Annotated in this window: 13 protein-coding genes, 4 tRNA genes and 3 rRNA genes; 18 read left to right on the top strand and 2 right to left on the bottom strand. The window is 47.1% G+C overall.

The genetic code is table 11. The features are described from left to right. Positions 1-40 precede the first annotated feature (40 nt). The 12 genes from QM454_RS03510 to tsaD all read left to right on the top strand — a co-directional run bounded on the left by QM454_RS03510 (position 41) and on the right by tsaD (position 8,722). Positions 41-127, top strand: a tRNA-Leu gene (locus QM454_RS03510). Between the two features lie 19 nt (positions 128-146). Continuing rightward, positions 147-223: transfer RNA gene (locus tag QM454_RS03505), tRNA-Arg, on the top strand. 10 nt (positions 224-233) lie between these two features. Further along, positions 234-307: transfer RNA gene (locus QM454_RS03500), tRNA-Gly, on the top strand. Between the two features lie 226 nt (positions 308-533). Beyond that, positions 534-2,085 (top strand): 16S ribosomal RNA (locus QM454_RS03495). A gap of 271 nt (positions 2,086-2,356) precedes the next feature. Further along, a 23S ribosomal RNA gene (locus tag QM454_RS03490) occupies positions 2,357-5,290 on the top strand. Positions 5,291-5,376: 86 nt separating this feature from the next. Then, positions 5,377-5,492 (top strand): 5S ribosomal RNA (rrf, locus tag QM454_RS03485). Together the 16S, 23S and 5S rRNA genes with 4 tRNA genes alongside form the textbook arrangement of a ribosomal RNA operon. Positions 5,493-5,593: 101 nt before the next feature. Continuing rightward, positions 5,594-5,669, top strand: a tRNA-Asp gene (locus QM454_RS03480). Between the two features lie 187 nt (positions 5,670-5,856). Continuing rightward, positions 5,857-6,021: a hypothetical protein gene (locus QM454_RS03475; protein ID WP_432361645.1), complete on the top strand. Its 165-nt coding sequence runs from the start codon at positions 5,857-5,859 to the stop codon at positions 6,019-6,021. A gap of 74 nt (positions 6,022-6,095) precedes the next feature. Continuing rightward, entirely contained in the window at positions 6,096-6,548 is a 453-nt protein-coding gene (gene tsaE, locus QM454_RS03470) for a tRNA (adenosine(37)-N6)-threonylcarbamoyltransferase complex ATPase subunit type 1 TsaE (protein ID WP_432361642.1), read from the top strand. Continuing rightward, entirely contained in the window at positions 6,545-7,255 is a 711-nt protein-coding gene (gene tsaB / locus QM454_RS03465) for a tRNA (adenosine(37)-N6)-threonylcarbamoyltransferase complex dimerization subunit type 1 TsaB (protein ID WP_432361640.1), read from the top strand. Before tsaE ends, tsaB begins: the two co-directional genes overlap by 4 nt. Beyond that, on the top strand, positions 7,248-7,697 hold the full coding sequence (gene rimI, locus QM454_RS03460; RefSeq protein ID WP_432361637.1) for a ribosomal protein S18-alanine N-acetyltransferase: 450 nt from the start codon (positions 7,248-7,250) through the stop codon (positions 7,695-7,697). The genes tsaB and rimI overlap by 8 nt, the downstream gene beginning before the upstream one ends. After that, the gene (tsaD, locus tag QM454_RS03455) at positions 7,697-8,722 is read left to right on the top strand and encodes a tRNA (adenosine(37)-N6)-threonylcarbamoyltransferase complex transferase subunit TsaD (RefSeq protein WP_432361635.1); all 1,026 of its coding nucleotides are present in this window, start codon (positions 7,697-7,699) and stop codon (positions 8,720-8,722) included. The genes rimI and tsaD overlap by 1 nt, the downstream gene beginning before the upstream one ends. A gap of 328 nt (positions 8,723-9,050) precedes the next feature. On the opposite strand, the gene abc-f is transcribed toward tsaD, so the two are convergent. Continuing rightward, complete coding sequence (gene abc-f / locus QM454_RS03450) at positions 9,051-10,982, bottom strand: ribosomal protection-like ABC-F family protein (RefSeq protein WP_432361632.1); 1,932 nt, start codon at positions 10,980-10,982, stop codon at positions 9,051-9,053. 126 nt (positions 10,983-11,108) lie between these two features. Here abc-f and QM454_RS03445 point away from each other — a divergent pair, with 126 nt between their 5' ends. The 4 genes from QM454_RS03445 (at position 11,109) to QM454_RS03430 (ending at position 13,610) form a co-directional block, all read left to right on the top strand. Then, positions 11,109-11,756, top strand: a complete 648-nt coding sequence (locus tag QM454_RS03445) for a redox-sensing transcriptional repressor Rex (protein ID WP_432361629.1) — start codon at positions 11,109-11,111, stop codon at positions 11,754-11,756. Positions 11,757-11,830: 74 nt separating this feature from the next. Further along, positions 11,831-12,025 (top strand): twin-arginine translocase TatA/TatE family subunit, encoded by a 195-nt coding sequence (gene tatA, locus QM454_RS03440; RefSeq protein WP_432361628.1) that lies wholly within the window; start codon positions 11,831-11,833, stop codon positions 12,023-12,025. A gap of 17 nt (positions 12,026-12,042) precedes the next feature. Continuing rightward, positions 12,043-12,837: a twin-arginine translocase subunit TatC gene (gene tatC, locus QM454_RS03435; protein ID WP_432361625.1), complete on the top strand. Its 795-nt coding sequence runs from the start codon at positions 12,043-12,045 to the stop codon at positions 12,835-12,837. Positions 12,838-12,977: 140 nt separating this feature from the next. Then, positions 12,978-13,610 carry a YIP1 family protein gene (locus QM454_RS03430; RefSeq protein ID WP_432361622.1) on the top strand — a complete coding sequence of 211 codons (633 nt, stop codon included), beginning with the start codon at positions 12,978-12,980 and terminating at the stop codon, positions 13,608-13,610. Positions 13,611-13,649: 39 nt separating this feature from the next. On the opposite strand, the gene QM454_RS03425 is transcribed toward QM454_RS03430, so the two are convergent. Then, on the bottom strand, positions 13,650-14,384 hold the full coding sequence (locus QM454_RS03425; RefSeq protein WP_432361619.1) for a CPBP family intramembrane glutamic endopeptidase: 735 nt from the start codon (positions 14,382-14,384) through the stop codon (positions 13,650-13,652). 253 nt (positions 14,385-14,637) lie between these two features. Between QM454_RS03425 and groES the strand changes: the two genes are divergently transcribed. Together groES and groL are read left to right on the top strand one after the other, a co-directional pair. Next, positions 14,638-14,922, top strand: a complete 285-nt coding sequence (gene groES, locus QM454_RS03420) for a co-chaperone GroES (protein ID WP_060205190.1) — start codon at positions 14,638-14,640, stop codon at positions 14,920-14,922. Between the two features lie 50 nt (positions 14,923-14,972). Further along, positions 14,973-16,604 carry a chaperonin GroEL gene (groL, locus tag QM454_RS03415; protein WP_432361616.1) on the top strand — a complete coding sequence of 544 codons (1,632 nt, stop codon included), beginning with the start codon at positions 14,973-14,975 and terminating at the stop codon, positions 16,602-16,604. The last annotated feature ends 115 nt before the right edge of the window (positions 16,605-16,719 follow it).

Here is a 16,719-nt window from a genome sequence, read left to right as displayed (position 1 = left end):
CTTACTCAAAGTAGTATAATAAAGTGTGTCGCGAATAAATGCGGTAGTGGCGGAATGGCAGACGCGCTAGGTTGAGGGCCTAGTGGGGGTTAACCCCGTGGAGGTTCAAGTCCTCTTTACCGCACCAAATTCCTATATAAAACCGAGCGCCCGTAGCTCAATTGGATAGAGCGTCTGACTACGGATCAGAAGGTTATGGGTTCGACTCCTGTCGGGCGCGCCAAATTTCATATGCGGGTGTAGTTTAGTGGTAAAACCTCAGCCTTCCAAGCTGATGATGAGGGTTCGATTCCCTTCACCCGCTCCAATTATTCTTTTGAAAAAAACGCTTGACGCGTTTGAGAGAGTATGTTATATTAGAAAAGTCGCTGAAACACATCAGTGCACAATGAACCTTGAAAACTGAACAGCAAAACGTCAACAAATAAAGTTCTGGAGTCGACCCTGTCGGTGAAAAGAACAAACGAATCTTCGGATTCAAATTGACATCTTAAATGATGCCAGCAAGAAACTCGAGCTACTCGAATTTCTCTATTATGGAGAGTTTGATCCTGGCTCAGGACGAACGCTGGCGGCGTGCCTAATACATGCAAGTCGAGCGAATTGAAGGGAGCTTGCTCCCTGATATTAGCGGCGGACGGGTGAGTAACACGTGGGCAACCTGCCCTGCAGATGGGGATAACTCCGGGAAACCGGGGCTAATACCGAATAATCAGTTCTTCCGCATGGAAGAACTCTGAAAGACGGTTTCGGCTGTCACTGCAGGATGGGCCCGCGGCGCATTAGCTAGTTGGTGGGATAACGGCCTACCAAGGCGACGATGCGTAGCCGACCTGAGAGGGTGATCGGCCACACTGGGACTGAGACACGGCCCAGACTCCTACGGGAGGCAGCAGTAGGGAATCTTCCACAATGGACGAAAGTCTGATGGAGCAACGCCGCGTGAGCGAAGAAGGTTTTCGGATCGTAAAGCTCTGTTGCGAGGGAAGAACAAGTACGGGAGTAACTGCCCGTACCTTGACGGTACCTCGTCAGAAAGCCACGGCTAACTACGTGCCAGCAGCCGCGGTAATACGTAGGTGGCAAGCGTTGTCCGGAATTATTGGGCGTAAAGCGCGCGCAGGCGGTCCTTTAAGTCTGATGTGAAAGCCCACGGCTCAACCGTGGAGGGTCATTGGAAACTGGAGGACTTGAGTACAGAAGAGGAAAGCGGAATTCCACGTGTAGCGGTGAAATGCGTAGAGATGTGGAGGAACACCAGTGGCGAAGGCGGCTTTCTGGTCTGTAACTGACGCTGAGGCGCGAAAGCGTGGGGAGCAAACAGGATTAGATACCCTGGTAGTCCACGCCGTAAACGATGAGTGCTAAGTGTTAGGGGGTTTCCGCCCCTTAGTGCTGCAGCTAACGCATTAAGCACTCCGCCTGGGGAGTACGGCCGCAAGGCTGAAACTCAAAGGAATTGACGGGGACCCGCACAAGCGGTGGAGCATGTGGTTTAATTCGAAGCAACGCGAAGAACCTTACCAGGTCTTGACATCCCGCTGACCGGCATGGAGACATGTCTTTCCCTTCGGGGACAGCGGTGACAGGTGGTGCATGGTTGTCGTCAGCTCGTGTCGTGAGATGTTGGGTTAAGTCCCGCAACGAGCGCAACCCTTGATCTTAGTTGCCAGCATTCAGTTGGGCACTCTAAGGTGACTGCCGGTGACAAACCGGAGGAAGGTGGGGATGACGTCAAATCATCATGCCCCTTATGACCTGGGCTACACACGTGCTACAATGGACGGTACAAAGGGCTGCGAACCCGCGAGGGGGAGCCAATCCCATAAAACCGTTCCCAGTTCGGATTGCAGGCTGCAACTCGCCTGCATGAAGCCGGAATCGCTAGTAATCGTGGATCAGCATGCCACGGTGAATACGTTCCCGGGTCTTGTACACACCGCCCGTCACACCACGAGAGTTTGTAACACCCGAAGTCGGTGGGGTAACCCTTACGGGAGCCAGCCGCCGAAGGTGGGACAGATGATTGGGGTGAAGTCGTAACAAGGTAGCCGTATCGGAAGGTGCGGCTGGATCACCTCCTTTCTAAGGATAATTACGGAATATGAACCTTTGGTTCATACGTTGACGTTTTGCGTTCAGTTTTGAAGGTTCATCCATTAGGATGCACTTTCGAAACTTGTTCTTTGAAAACTGGATAAAACGACATTGAAGCAACAAAACATCAAGTAATCAACCGAGTCGATCACTTAGTGATTGAACAATACTTTTTTAACGTTTACCAAAGTATATCGCTATACCGAGGTAAACACCCGAGGGTTTTGAGAAGCGAATAGCTTTTTGAAATCTGTATAAAGGTTAAGTTAGAAAGGGCGCACGGCGGATGCCTTGGCACTAGGAGCCTATGAAGGACGGCACTAACACCGATATGCTTCGGGGAGCTGTAAGTAAGCTGTGATCCGAAGATTTCCGAATGGGGAAACCCACTGCCCGTAATGGGGTAGTACGTTTACGTGAATACATAGCGTAAACGAGGCACACCCGGAGAACTGAAACATCTAAGTACCCGGAGGAAGAGAAAGAAACATCGATTCCCTTAGTAGCGGCGAGCGAAACGGGAAGAGCCCAAACCAGGAAGCTTGCTTCCTGGGGTTGTAGGACACTCTATACGGAGTTACAAAGGGACGGATTAGACGAAGAGGCCTGGAAAGGTCTGCCATAGCGGGTAATAGCCCCGTAGTCGAAAGTCCGTCCCCTCCAGAGTGGATCCTGAGTACGGCGGAACACGTGAAATTCCGTCGGAATCCGGGAGGACCATCTCCCAAGGCTAAATACTCCCTAGTGACCGATAGTGAACCAGTACCGTGAGGGAAAGGTGAAAAGCACCCCGGAAGGGGAGTGAAATAGAACCTGAAACCGTGTGCCTACAAGTTGTCAGAGCCCGTTAATGGGTGATGGCGTGCCTTTTGTAGAATGAACCGGCGAGTTACGATTCCATGCAAGGTTAAGCAGCGAATGCGGAGCCGCAGCGAAAGCGAGTCTGAATAGGGCGAATGAGTATGGGGTCGTAGACCCGAAACCAGGTGATCTACCCATGTCCAGGGTGAAGGTAAGGTAACACTTACTGGAGGCCCGAACCCACGTACGTTGAAAAGTGCGGGGATGAGGTGTGGGTAGCGGTGAAATTCCAATCGAACCTGGAGATAGCTGGTTCTCTCCGAAATAGCTTTAGGGCTAGCCTCAAACGAAAGAATCTCGGAGGTAGAGCACTGTTTGGACTAGGGGCCCATCCCGGGTTACCGAATTCAGACAAACTCCGAATGCCGATGATTTATGTTTGGGAGTCAGACTGCGGGTGATAAGATCCGTAGTCGAGAGGGAAACAGCCCAGACCGCCAGTTAAGGTCCCCAAGTATCTGTTAAGTGGAAAAGGATGTGGCGCTGCCCAGACAACCAGGATGTTGGCTTAGAAGCAGCCACCATTTAAAGAGTGCGTAATAGCTCACTGGTCGAGTGGCGCTGCGCCGAAAATGTACCGGGGCTAAACAGATCACCGAAACTGCGGATTGACACCTATGGTGTCAGTGGTAGGAGAGCGTTCCAAGGGCGTCGAAGCTAGACCGTAAGGACTGGTGGAGCGCTTGGAAGTGAGAATGCCGGTATGAGTAGCGAAAGAAGGGTGAGAATCCCTTCCACCGAATGCCTAAGGTTTCCTGAGGAAGGCTCGTCCGCTCAGGGTTAGTCGGGACCTAAGTCGAGGCCGAAAGGCGTAGACGATGGACAACAGGTTGATATTCCTGTACCACCTCCCCGCCGTTATCAGCAATGGGGGGACGCAGAAGGATAGGGTGAGCGCGCTGTTGGTTATGCGCGTCCAAGCAGTGAGGTGTGAAACGAGGCAAATCCCGTTTCTATAACATTGAGCTGTGATGGCGAGGGGAATTATCCCCGGAGTCCCTGATTTCACACTGCCAAGAAAAGCCTCTAGCGAGGCGGGAGGTGCCCGTACCGCAAACCGACACAGGTAGGCGAGGAGAGAATCCTAAGGTGATCGAGAGAACTCTCGTTAAGGAACTCGGCAAAATGACCCCGTAACTTCGGGAGAAGGGGTGCTCTGGTAGGGTGTTAAAGCCCGAGAGAGCCGCAGTGAATAGGCCCAGGCGACTGTTTAGCAAAAACACAGGTCTCTGCAAAACCGTAAGGTGACGTATAGGGGCTGACGCCTGCCCGGTGCTGGAAGGTTAAGAGGAGAGGTCAGCGCAAGCGAAGCTTCGAATTGAAGCCCCAGTAAACGGCGGCCGTAACTATAACGGTCCTAAGGTAGCGAAATTCCTTGTCGGGTAAGTTCCGACCCGCACGAAAGGCGTAACGATCTGGGCACTGTCTCAACGAGAGACTCGGTGAAATTATAATATGCGTGAAGATGCGCATTACCCGCGACAGGACGGAAAGACCCCGTGGAGCTTTACTGTAGCCTGATATTGAATTCCGGTGCAGCCTGTACAGGATAGGTAGGAGCCTTGGAATCCGGAGCGCCAGCTTCGGAGGAGGCAATGGTGGGATACTACCCTGGCTGTATTGGACTTCTAACCCTTGCCCGTGATCCGGGCAGGAGACAGTGTCAGGTGGGCAGTTTGACTGGGGCGGTCGCCTCCTAAAGTGTAACGGAGGCGCCCAAAGGTTCCCTCAGAATGGTTGGACATCATTCGTAGAGTGCAAAGGCATAAGGGAGCTTGACTGCGAGACCTACAAGTCGAGCAGGGTCGAAAGACGGGCTTAGTGATCCGGTGGTTCCGCATGGAAGGGCCATCGCTCAACGGATAAAAGCTACCCCGGGGATAACAGGCTTATCTCCCCCAAGAGTCCACATCGACGGGGAGGTTTGGCACCTCGATGTCGGCTCATCGCATCCTGGGGCTGTAGTCGGTCCCAAGGGTTGGGCTGTTCGCCCATTAAAGCGGTACGCGAGCTGGGTTCAGAACGTCGTGAGACAGTTCGGTCCCTATCCGTCGCGGGCGCAGGAAATTTGAGAGGAGCTGTCCTTAGTACGAGAGGACCGGGATGGACATACCGCTGGTGTACCAGTTGTCTTGCCAAAGGCATCGCTGGGTAGCTATGTATGGACGGGATAAATGCTGAAAGCATCTAAGCATGAAGCCCCCCTCAAGATGAGATTTCCCATTACATTTGTAAGTAAGATCCCTCAAAGAAGATGAGGTGGATAGGTCCGGGGTGGAAGCGTGGCGACACGTGCAGCTGACGGATACTAATCGATCGAGGACTTAACCTTATTAGTTAATTTAGTACGGTTGAACTTGAAGTTCAGCAACAATGTTGGTTTTATCCGGTTTTGAACGAACAAGTATCGTTCAATTGTCTGGTGACGATGGCGAAGAGGTCACACCCGTTCCCATACCGAACACGGAAGTTAAGCTCTTCAGCGCCGATGGTAGTAGGGGGCTTCCCCCTGTGAGAGTAGGACGTCGCCGGGCAACCCATTCCTTTTCGATAAGAATGTCAATTGGTTAGAATTGATCAAGTATAGTAATGTTGCAGTTAGTGAACCTTGCATTCTATCGAAAAGTATACATACGGTCCCGTGGTGTAGCGGTTAACATGCCTGCCTGTCACGCAGGAGATCGCCGGTTCGATCCCGGTCGGGACCGCCATTTTAATTTAAATTGTCAACCGATTATGGATTTATTCCAGGATCGGTTTTTTGTTGTTTTTAGCGGTATTTTATTGTGAACATTAAGCGCGAATCAGTCTGTATTGAGCGCGAGTTGTCCTGTATTGAGCGCGAGTCGGCGTGTATTGAGCGCAAGTTGACTTGTATTAAGCGCGAATCAGCCTGTATTGGACGCGTACCGCTCCGCTTTGGACGCACACGTCGCCATATTGGACGCGTACCGCTCCGCATTGGACGCACACGCCGTCATATTGGACGCGTACCGCTCCGCATTGGACGCGCAGACGCTACCATTCCTAATATCGTTACAATATAATCAATTACATACATAAACAAAACCACATAGCTTTCCGTATCGCTGTATTTTCGGTACACTAAAGCAAAGTGGAGATGAAAGGAAATTTGTATGACTATCGAAATTAATGTTCAATCCTTAAAAGAGACGGAATTACTCGCAGAAAAATTAGCAGGCTTGCTTTCGCCTCCGGACGTCTTGACGTTAGAAGGAGATCTTGGTGCAGGAAAGACGACGTTTACTAAAGCACTTGCGCGTAGCCTCGGCATTACTCGGACGGTGAACAGTCCGACATTTACAATATTGAAGCAATATGAAGGCAATGTGCCTTTTAATCATTTGGATGTTTATCGATTAGCGGATAGTGATGAGGATCTCGGTTGGGACGAGTTGTTTTATGGGGATGCGGTTTCCGTCGTTGAATGGGCGCATCTTATTGAAGATGATTTACCACGAGAACGTTTGGAAATCCGAATTCAACATACCGGAGAAACGTCGAGAAAGATTACGTTCATTCCAAAAGGGGAACGTTTTGAAAAGATTTGTGAGGCGATGACGTTATGATATGGTTAGGAATAGATACGGCGAATACGCCTTTATCCGTTGCAATTGTAAAAGACGGAACGATTTTGTCTGAAGTAAATTCTTCGATGGCGGTCAACCATTCGTTGCGTGCAATGCCTGTTATTGAGGAGCTGTTTGCGACGGTGCAATTGCAGCCTAAAGATATCGATGCGATTGCGGTATCGGAAGGACCAGGTTCTTATACAGGTGTGCGCATTGGGGTGACGATTGCGAAGACATTAGCTTGGACGTTGAAGAAGCCTCTCTTTGGTGTATCCAGTTTGAAAGTGCTTGCAGCGAATGCTTTGTATTTTAATGGGTTAATCTGCCCGATTGTTGACGCACGAAGAAATAATGTGTACGCGGGAATTTATGAATTCGTGGATGGCGGTTTGACCGCCATCGCGGAGGACGGGCATTTTGCGATTGACAATCTGCTAGAGGTTTTAGCTAGCAAGGAGCGCCCGATTCTTTTTGTTGGTAAGGACGTTGCGATGCATGAAGAGCTTATCGTTGAGAGATTAAAGGGGAATGCGATTATTGCTCCGTTTTCGATGCAGCTCCCACGGGCGTCTTCGTTGATTTTTATCGCGCAGCAAAGTGGGCTGGAAGAGAATACACATGCATTTACGCCGGAGTATCGTCGGATCGCTGAGGCGGAGGCGAATTGGCTTATGCAGCAACGGAAGGAACAGGGCAGTGAATAAGACAATTGACTATCGAAAGATGACAATGGAGGATATTGCTGCGGTTGTCGAAATCGAGCAGGAGGCATTTGCGACGCCGTGGACGCAAGAAATCTTCGAGCATGAAATGACCGGGAATGATTATGCTCATTATATCGTTGCGGTTGTAGATGACGAGGTCGTTGGGCATTGCGGGATGTGGGTTGTGCTCGATGAATGCCATATTACGAATGTAGCGGTTCGGATGCATATGAGAGGCCACGGAATTGGTGAGGCACTTATGCGAAAGGCGATTGAGTTGTGCCAGGCGAATGATGTTAAGTTAATGACGCTTGAAGTTCGCGTTAGCAATCATACGGCGCAAAATTTATATCGAAAGCTTGGCTTCCAAGATGGTGGCATTCGGAAAAACTATTATACGGACGACCATGAAGATGCGCTCGTCATGTGGGTGGAATTATAATGGACAACAAAGATATATATATACTAGGTATTGAAACGAGTTGTGATGAGACCGCGGCTTCGGTCGTGAAAAACGGGCATGAAATCGTCTCAAATGTCGTTGCGTCGCAAATTAAGAGTCAGCAACGGTTTGGCGGAGTTGTGCCTGAAATTGCGTCACGACATCATGTTGAACAGATTACGATTGTTATTGAGGAAGCGTTGGCGAAGGCTGGTTTAGCTCCAGCAGATTTGAATGCAGTTGCTGTAACGGAAGGTCCGGGACTTGTTGGTGCGTTATTAATCGGCATTAATGCGGCGAAGGCGTTTGCGTTTGCTAACGGGCTGCCGATTGTCGGCGTTCATCATATTGCTGGTCATATTTATGCGAATCAATTGATGCAGCCGATGGAGTTTCCGCTGCTAGCACTTATCGTCTCCGGAGGGCATACGGAATTGGTCCTTATGGAGAAGCATGGTTCGTTCAAATTGATTGGCGAAACGCGTGATGACGCTGCAGGAGAAGCTTATGACAAAGTGGCACGTGTTCTCGGATTGCCTTATCCGGGAGGGCCGCAAATCGATCAGCTTGCGCTTGAGAGCGATGGGGCGATCGACTTTCCGAGGGCTTGGCTTGAGCCAGATTCGTATGATTTCAGCTTTAGCGGGTTGAAATCCGCGGTTATTAATTACAAGCATAACCTCGAGCAAAAAGGCGGCGAAGTGAATCCGGCACATGTAGCGGCAGGCTTCCAGCAAAGCGTCGTCGACGTGTTGACGGAGAAGACGTTGAAAGCTGCGAAAGAATACAGCGTGAAGCAAGTGATTGCTGCTGGCGGAGTTGCTGCGAATAAAGGTTTGCGCGCTTCGTTGGATGCGGTTTTTGAAAAAGAAGGGATTCCTTTTTACGTACCCCCAATTTCCCTTTGTACGGATAATGCGGCAATGATTGCAGCGGCAGGTTCAGCAATGTATGAGAGCGGAAAACGCGGCACGATGGCTATGAACGGTAGGCCGGGTATGGAGCTTACTTCATGGAACGAATGACTGATGGAAATCGTCGAGTTATGGCGATTTCCGTTTTTATTTGTCCTTGAATGAATTCGAATTGTCAAGAGGGAACATTCGTACTTATGCACAATTGTTAGTAAGTTGTGGATAATTAAAAGATTTGTGTGAATGATCATATCATTTTTTGGATAACTATGTGAGTAATAGATGCGGATGTTGTGGATAACGTGGATAACTATGTTCATATCCCGGTATATCAACATAGATGGTGTTGATAAGATTGTGGAAATCGAAAGCGTAGGCTTGTCGAAAAGTAAAAATAGCTGTCGAATGGGCGTTCATCCATTCGACAGCTATTACCCGCTTATGCATTCAAGTTTTCGAGCTCTTCTTGCGCGTGTAGCCATTCGTCAGACAAGTTGTCGTGTTGCCTTTGGAGTTCGTCAATTTGTTCTTGAAGCTCCATTAGTTTCACATGATCGTCGGCAAATTCGGGGTTCAACAACTCTTCTTGCAGACGAGCAATTTCGGCATCCAATTTCCCAAGTGACTCTTCGATTTCGGTAATCGCTCTTGTCAATCTGCGTTCCTGCCTCTTAAGTTCCTTGTCTTCTTCATTCCGCCCATTTCTCGATTGTTTCGGTTGCTCCGAAGTGATGCGTTCTGCTTGAAGTTCTTCTAGCTCCGTTTTCTTTTCGATGTAATAATCATAATCGCCGAGATACTCCGTAACGCCTGTACGGCCGACATCGATTACTTTCGTAGCAATCCGGTTAATGAAGTAGCGATCGTGGGAAACGAATAGAATCGTGCCAGGAAAATCGTCTAATGCATTTTCCAACACTTCTTTGCTGTCGAGATCGAGATGGTTCGTCGGCTCGTCAAGCACGAGTGTGTTTGATTTTTGAAGCATGAGCTTTGCCAATGAAAGACGGGCTTTCTCACCACCGGAAAGGGAGGTTACGGGCTTCTCGACATCTTCCCCTGAGAATAGGAACCGACCGAGTACTGAGCGGACATCCTTTTCATTCATCATCGGCCACTCATCCCAAAGTTCTTGGAGGACTGTTCCCGTGCCGAGAATTGTCGCCTGATTTTGGTCGTAATAGCCGAATTGGACGTTCGTTCCGTAACGGATCGTTCCTTCAATCGGCTCTTGCCTTTTCACGATTGTTTTTAGCAACGTCGATTTACCAATTCCGTTCGGCCCGATAATTGCAATCCGGTCGCCTTTGTACGCATGCATGTGAATGCGTTCGGATACAGGTTTGCCGTCATAGCCGACAGCGATGTTTTCGAGGGTGAGTACATCATTGCCGCTTTGTCGTTCGATAGAGAATGAAAAGCTTGCGGACTTTTCATCTCCGTCAGGTGCGTCCATCCAATCAGTCCGTTCGAGCAGTTTCCGGCGACTTTTCGCCATTTTGGACGTTGAAGCTCGGGCAATATTTCGTTGGATGAAGTCTTCGAGTTTCGCCCTTTCGCTCGTTTCCCGCTCGTATAGCTTTTTATCCCGCTCGTAGTTCTTCGCTTTCTCAACTAAATACGCGCTATAGTTTCCGACATACTTCGTTACTTTTCGCCTCGACACTTCGTACGTGATCGTTACGATTTGGTCGAGGAAATAGCGGTCATGGGAAACGATGAGAATTGCTCCTTCATATGAGACGAGGTATTTTTCAAGCCAGCCGAGCGTCTCGATATCTAAATGGTTCGTCGGTTCGTCAAGTATGAGAAGGTCGGGTTTACTTAGTAGCATTTTCGCTAATGCGAGCCGCGTTTTTTGTCCGCCCGATAAAAGATGGACTTGCTTCTCATAGTCTTCGGGATAAAAACGCATACCGTGCAACACTGAACGCATATCAGATTCGTATTGATACCCACCTGAATCGTTAAATTCGACTTGCAATGCGTCATAATCTTTCATAATTCGCTCGTATTCTTGCGGATTTTCGTAAACGGAAGGGTCTGCCATTTGCGCTTCCAGTCCACGAAGTCTTTTTTCCATTACGAGTAGCGGTTCAAAAACAGTTAACATTTCATCCCAAATTGTGAGTGAAGAATCAATGCCTGCATGTTGTTCAAGATAGCCGACTTGGACATCTTTCGGCATAATTACATCACCAGAATCCGCTGTCATCTCTCCCGCAATAATTTTAAGTAATGTCGATTTACCGGCGCCATTTCGTCCGACGAGTGCGACCCTGTCACGGTGCTGAATTTCGAGTCGGACGTTGTTTAATATGTCATTTCCTGAAAAGGATTTCGTTATTCCATTCACTTGTAATACGATCATTTCAGCACACCTCTATTCCACTTTTAGTGTAATCGAATGGGCGGATTGGTGCAACGGGTCGGCTTTACATCGGACTCCATCTAGAGTACGATAGTATCGGTCAAGTGTAACTTCAGGAGGTAAAATATGGCTGAAACGACTCCCAAAATACCACAAGCGACGTTAAAACGTCTTCCACTATATTATAGATTCTTACAAAACCTAGCGAATGCTGGCAAAAAGCGTGTTTCTTCCAGCGAATTGAGCGAGGCGATGAAAATCGATGCCGCTACAATCCGCCGTGACTTCTCCCATTTCGGGGCGCTTGGGCGTAAAGGGTACGGCTATGATGTGGATGATCTACTACAGTTCTTTCGCATGACGCTTGCTCAAGATGAAGCGACGGATGTTGCGTTAATAGGCGTTGGAAGTTTAGGAACTGCATTTTTGAAATACAATTTCCAAAAGAACCATAATACCCGTATTGTCGTCGCATTCGATCCGAAAGCGTCAGCAGATGGGAAAATGAACGGTAGTGATATTCCAGTTTTCCATCCGGATTTAATAGAGGAGAAAATAAAGGAATTTAACATTGATCTCGTCATTCTCACCGTTCCAACGAGCGCGGCGCAGGAAGTTACGGATCGGCTTGTCGATATCGGTGTGAAAGGAATTCTTAACTTCACCCCAGTCCGGCTGGCAGCACCTGATTGGATGCATATCCATACGATCGATTTATCTGTAGAATTGCAGACATTAATCTATTTCATTAAAAATGACGTAAAAGATTCATAAATATGTTGTTGTTGCTAATAGTAAAACAAGTCATATTCATGTAAAATAGGGAATAGACGAAGGAGGTGTCCGAAATGGCTCCAGGAGTAACTAGTTTAATTCTTATTGCTATTATCGCTTTGCTCATTTTTGGACCGAAGAAGCTACCGGAAATCGGAAAGGCGTTTGGCTCTTCATTACGTGAATTTAAAACTGCAACTAAAGGACTTGTGTCAGACGACGACGATACAGTTAAAAAAGTAGAAGACAAGAAAAACGACGTGAAATAAGTAAGGATGTCTGTCCGATGGAAGAGAAAAATTTAACAGTCATAGAACATATAGATGAAATTAGAAAACGACTGATGGTAATCGTCGTTTTCTTTGTTATAGCGGTAATCGGCAGTTTCTTCATTGCGAAGCCGATCATCAAGTTTTTACAAACTGAGGCAGGATATGAGGAGTTTCACGCATTTAATGTCGTCGATCCGATTGCGCTATACTTGAAGGTAATTATCTTTTTGGCAATTGTAATTATTTCGCCGGTTATTATGTATCAGTTTTGGGCGTTCATATCGCCGGGACTGCATGATACAGAGCGAAAAGTGACGTTAAGCTATATCCCGTTCGCCTTTTTCCTTTTGCTTGTCGGAATTGGATTTTCTTATTTCGTCCTCGTGCCGTTCGTTATGAACTTCATGAAGGAGCTGTCGGCGGAGTTAGGTATTACGCAGACCGTCGGCATTAATGAGTATTTCACGTTCCTTTTTCAAATACTCATTCCGTTCGGGGTCATCTTCCAGCTGCCAATCGTTCTATTATTCCTATCGAGGCTCGGCATTTTGGATCCGGTGAAATTAGTGAAAATCCGCAAAATCGCGTATTTCGTCCTGTTCGTTATTGCCGCGTTCATTACGCCGCCGGACATTATGTCGCACTTACTCGTCACTGTTCCGTTATTCGCGCTTTATGAATTGAGCATTATCATTTGCCGCGTTGGGTACAGGAAATTCTTGAAGGCGGAAGAGAAACGAAAGTTTGAAGAAATAAAGGCTGAACAACAGCGCCAAATTGACGAAGTGATGGGCAATTTGGATAAATAAATTTAGTATCCTGCTTCCCGGGTATAGGAGGCGGGATTTTTTTTACAATGAAATTCCAGAAGGTTTCCAGTATGATAGAGGGAAGGGGACTGAATTGTAAGTGCTCTTTCATATACATAAGAGATAAAGGGGGAATTAGTATGAATCCATTACTGTCTATTTGGAGCCAGCCGACGAAGACATTAGAATATATACTGGAGAAAAAATCGGTTGGATATGGTTTTTTCATTTTCTTATTGAGCGCGATCAGCACGGGTTCGGTTGCGTTTGCAACGACCGGCATTTTTGGCGGCATGCCATTAGCACTCATCATTATTTTGTCCATTATTATCGTGTATGGCGGATCGTTAATCGGCTGGGTAATTAATGCGGCACTGTATACGTGGGTTGGAAAATGGCTCGGTGGGAGAGGGAAATTCTCCGATATGATCCATATCACGCCAGCACCTGCGATTACGGCGATCTGGCTCGCACCGATGAACTTCCTGTTAATCGCCGTGTACGGGTCTCGGCTATTTGAAATACCGACAGACAATTTAGGAATAACGAATTTGCCGCTTGGCATTTATTTCTTGCAAAATCTCATTACAATTGGCTTTGGCATATATGGAACGGTTATTGCCTGTAAAGGGGTCGGCCTCGTGCATGGTTTTTCGGCATGGCGCGGTCTTGGTGTTATCGCAATCATCGTAGGCATCTTTATCGTCATTGGCATCGTGTTAGCACTAACAATTGGTGTTATTATCATTTCAATGTTCTCCACAATAGGATGAATGAAAAAAGACTTCCCATTGCTTCGGGAAGTCTTTTTATTAATTAAAGAAAACGATAAACGCTTGCTTCATATTTTGCCATTGCTCCAATTTCTCCATATTCAGCTGGACGATCATGACGAAGCCGTTCATAAGGAAATGGGAGATAATTGGTGCCCAAATGCGCTTCGTGTGATAATAAAGAAACGCGAATACGACTCCCGGTGCCATATAGGTGAGCAAATGCTCAAGCTCGCCGTGGACGGCTGCGAAAACAATTCCGCTCACAATTGCTGCAACCCAGAAATTTGTTTTCGTGTAAATGCTTCCGAAAAGGACCCTTCTGAAAACAATTTCCTCGAGTAGTGGTGCAAAGATAACAATTGAAAAGATGATGATTGGCGACATTTTGGCGATATCACTCAGCAAGGCGGTATTGTCGGAGCCTGGCGTTATGCCGAGTGCTATTTCAATAATGCCGGCAATCATTTGGCCTGCCATTGCCATGAAAAACCCTAACACGCCCCATGCGACTGTCATCCAAGGAGTCGCTTTCTTTCCTTTGAAAATATCCCAAAATCGTTTATTACGCGTCGTCATGAACAAGATGAGTGGGGCGGCAATTAGATTAGTGATGAACAGCGCCCAAGCAAAGCCGAAAAATCTCGCGCTATCCGGTTCTAAATCAGTGCCATTTTGAAAGTAATAAATAAAACCTTTTGCAACAGGTATACTTCCGAACTGCATTGCCATATATAATAGAATGATTGAAAGTGAAATCTTCCAGTTTTTCATTAACAACTTCCTTTCTTCTATTGTCCATTTTAGCTGTTTCTCTAAAGACAAGCAAAGGGAAATGGATAGAGGTGTGATGTTGACATTGTTTTCAATTCGTTCGAAAGGATTCCTAAGTAAATTTATTGATTGTAAAAAGAGACAAGTATTTCACTTGCAATTTTTGGGCAACTTTATTATGATAAGAAATGTATTAGCACTCTTGATTGCTGAGTGCTAACAAGAAGATAATATGTCGAGGAGGTTGTTTCACTTGTTGAAACCATTAGGTGACCGTATCGTAATTGAACTGATCGAAGCAGAAGAAAAAACGTCTAGCGGTATCGTATTACCGGATTCTGCGAAAGAAAAACCGCAAGAAGGAAAAGTTGTAGCGGCAGGTACTGGACGAGTTCTTGAAAACGGCCAGCGTGTTGACCTGGAAGTAAAAGAAGGCGACCGCATCATCTTCTCAAAGTATGCTGGAACTGAAGTGAAATATGAAGGCAATGAATATTTGATCCTGCGTGAGAGCGACATTCTTGCCGTTATTGGTTAAGATAACCCGCTTATAAATGAATACAATCAAAACCAGGAGGTAATTCATAAATGGCTAAAGAAATTAAATTTAATGAAGACGCGCGCGGCGCAATGCTACGCGGTGTGGATACACTTGCTGATGCTGTTAAAGTGACGCTTGGACCAAAAGGACGTAACGTCGTTCTTGAAAGAAAATTTGGTTCACCACTTATTACGAATGATGGTGTAACAATCGCGAAAGAAATCGAACTTGAAGATGCATTCGAAAATATGGGTGCAAAACTTGTAGCGGAAGTTGCTTCGAAAACGAACGAAATTGCTGGTGACGGTACGACAACTGCGACTGTTCTAGCGCAAGCGATGATCCGTGAAGGCTTGAAAAACGTAACAGCTGGCGCAAACCCAGTCGGCATCCGTAAAGGAATCGAAAAAGCGGTTGCAACAGCAGTTGAAGAGTTGAAAGGCATTTCCGATGAAATCGAGAGCAAGCAAGAAATCGCTCAAGTTGCAGCTATATCTTCAGGCGACGATGAAGTCGGCGAATTGATTGCTGAAGCGATGGAGCGCGTTGGTAACGATGGCGTCATCACAATTGAAGAGTCTAAAGGCTTCACGACTGAGCTTGACGTTGTAGAAGGTATGCAATTCGACCGTGGCTACGCGTCTGCTTACATGGCGACAGACACAGACAAAATGGAAGCGGTTCTTGACAACCCTTACATCTTAATTACAGATAAAAAGATTTCTAGCATCCAAGAAATTCTACCAGTTCTTGAGCAAGTTGTTCAACAAGGTAAGCCATTGTTGATGATTGCTGAAGACGTAGAAGGTGAAGCACTTGCAACTCTAGTTGTGAATAAACTTCGCGGTACATTTAACGCTGTAGCTGTTAAAGCACCAGGATTCGGCGATCGTCGTAAAGCAATGCTTGAAGATATCGCGATCCTTACAGGCGGAGAAGTGATTACTGAAGATCTAGGTCTTGACCTTAAATCTACAGACATCACTCAACTTGGACGCGCTGCGAAAGTCGTTGTTACAAAAGACCATACGACAATCGTTGAAGGAAATGGCGATACAGACGGAATTGCATCACGTGTTGGCCAAATCCGTGCGCAACTTGAAGAATCAACTTCCGAGTTCGACAAAGAGAAGCTGCAAGAGCGTCTTGCAAAACTTGCTGGCGGCGTAGCGGTTATTAAAGTTGGAGCAGCAACTGAAACAGAATTGAAAGAGCGCAAACTTCGCATCGAGGACGCATTGAACTCTACTCGTGCGGCAGTCGAAGAAGGAATCGTATCCGGTGGTGGTACAGCGCTTATCAACGTCTATACAAAAGTTGAAACGCTTCTCGAAAGCACTGATGGCGACGTCGCAACAGGCGTGAAAATCGTTCTTCGTGCACTTGAAGAGCCAGTTCGTCAAATCGCAACAAACGCTGGCCTTGAAGGTTCAATCGTCGTTGATCGCCTAAAACGCGAAGAAGTCGGCACTGGCTTTAACGCTGCAACAGGCGAATGGGTCAACATGGTGCAAGCAGGTATCGTAGATCCAACAAAAGTAACTCGTTCTGCACTTCAAAACGCAGCATCTGTGGCGGCAATGTTCTTGTCCACTGAAGCTGTAGTCGCAGACCTACCAGAACCAGCAGGCGCTGGAATGGGTATGCCTGATATGGGTGGAATGGGCGGAATGATGTAATAATTCCCGAAACCCTAGTAAGATGAAAATAAAATGCTAACAATTAATGGAAGCTTCTCAAGAGTTCGCGAACTTTTGAGAAGCTTCTTTTTTCATTTCTTGCATAACTTTATTT

The sequence above is a fragment of the Sporosarcina sp. UB5 genome (assembly GCF_050859005.1).
In the GTDB taxonomy this organism is placed as follows: domain Bacteria; phylum Bacillota; class Bacilli; order Bacillales_A; family Planococcaceae; genus Sporosarcina.
The sequence above is the reverse complement of the archived record's forward strand: the minus strand, read 5'-3'. Positions and strand labels throughout refer to the sequence as shown.

Coding starts and splice junctions, on each gene's coding strand:
- tsaE (WP_432361642.1), top strand. CDS start 6,096: ATGACTATCGAAATTAATGTTCAATCCTTAAAAGAGACGGAATTACTC.
- tsaB (WP_432361640.1), top strand. CDS start 6,545: ATGATATGGTTAGGAATAGATACGGCGAATACGCCTTTATCCGTTGCA.
- tsaD (WP_432361635.1), top strand. CDS start 7,697: ATGGACAACAAAGATATATATATACTAGGTATTGAAACGAGTTGTGAT.
- abc-f (WP_432361632.1), bottom strand. CDS start 10,982: ATGATCGTATTACAAGTGAATGGAATAACGAAATCCTTTTCAGGAAAT.
- QM454_RS03445 (WP_432361629.1), top strand. CDS start 11,109: ATGGCTGAAACGACTCCCAAAATACCACAAGCGACGTTAAAACGTCTT.
- tatA (WP_432361628.1), top strand. CDS start 11,831: ATGGCTCCAGGAGTAACTAGTTTAATTCTTATTGCTATTATCGCTTTG.
- tatC (WP_432361625.1), top strand. CDS start 12,043: ATGGAAGAGAAAAATTTAACAGTCATAGAACATATAGATGAAATTAGA.
- QM454_RS03430 (WP_432361622.1), top strand. CDS start 12,978: ATGAATCCATTACTGTCTATTTGGAGCCAGCCGACGAAGACATTAGAA.
- QM454_RS03425 (WP_432361619.1), bottom strand. CDS start 14,384: ATGAAAAACTGGAAGATTTCACTTTCAATCATTCTATTATATATGGCA.
- groL (WP_432361616.1), top strand. CDS start 14,973: ATGGCTAAAGAAATTAAATTTAATGAAGACGCGCGCGGCGCAATGCTA.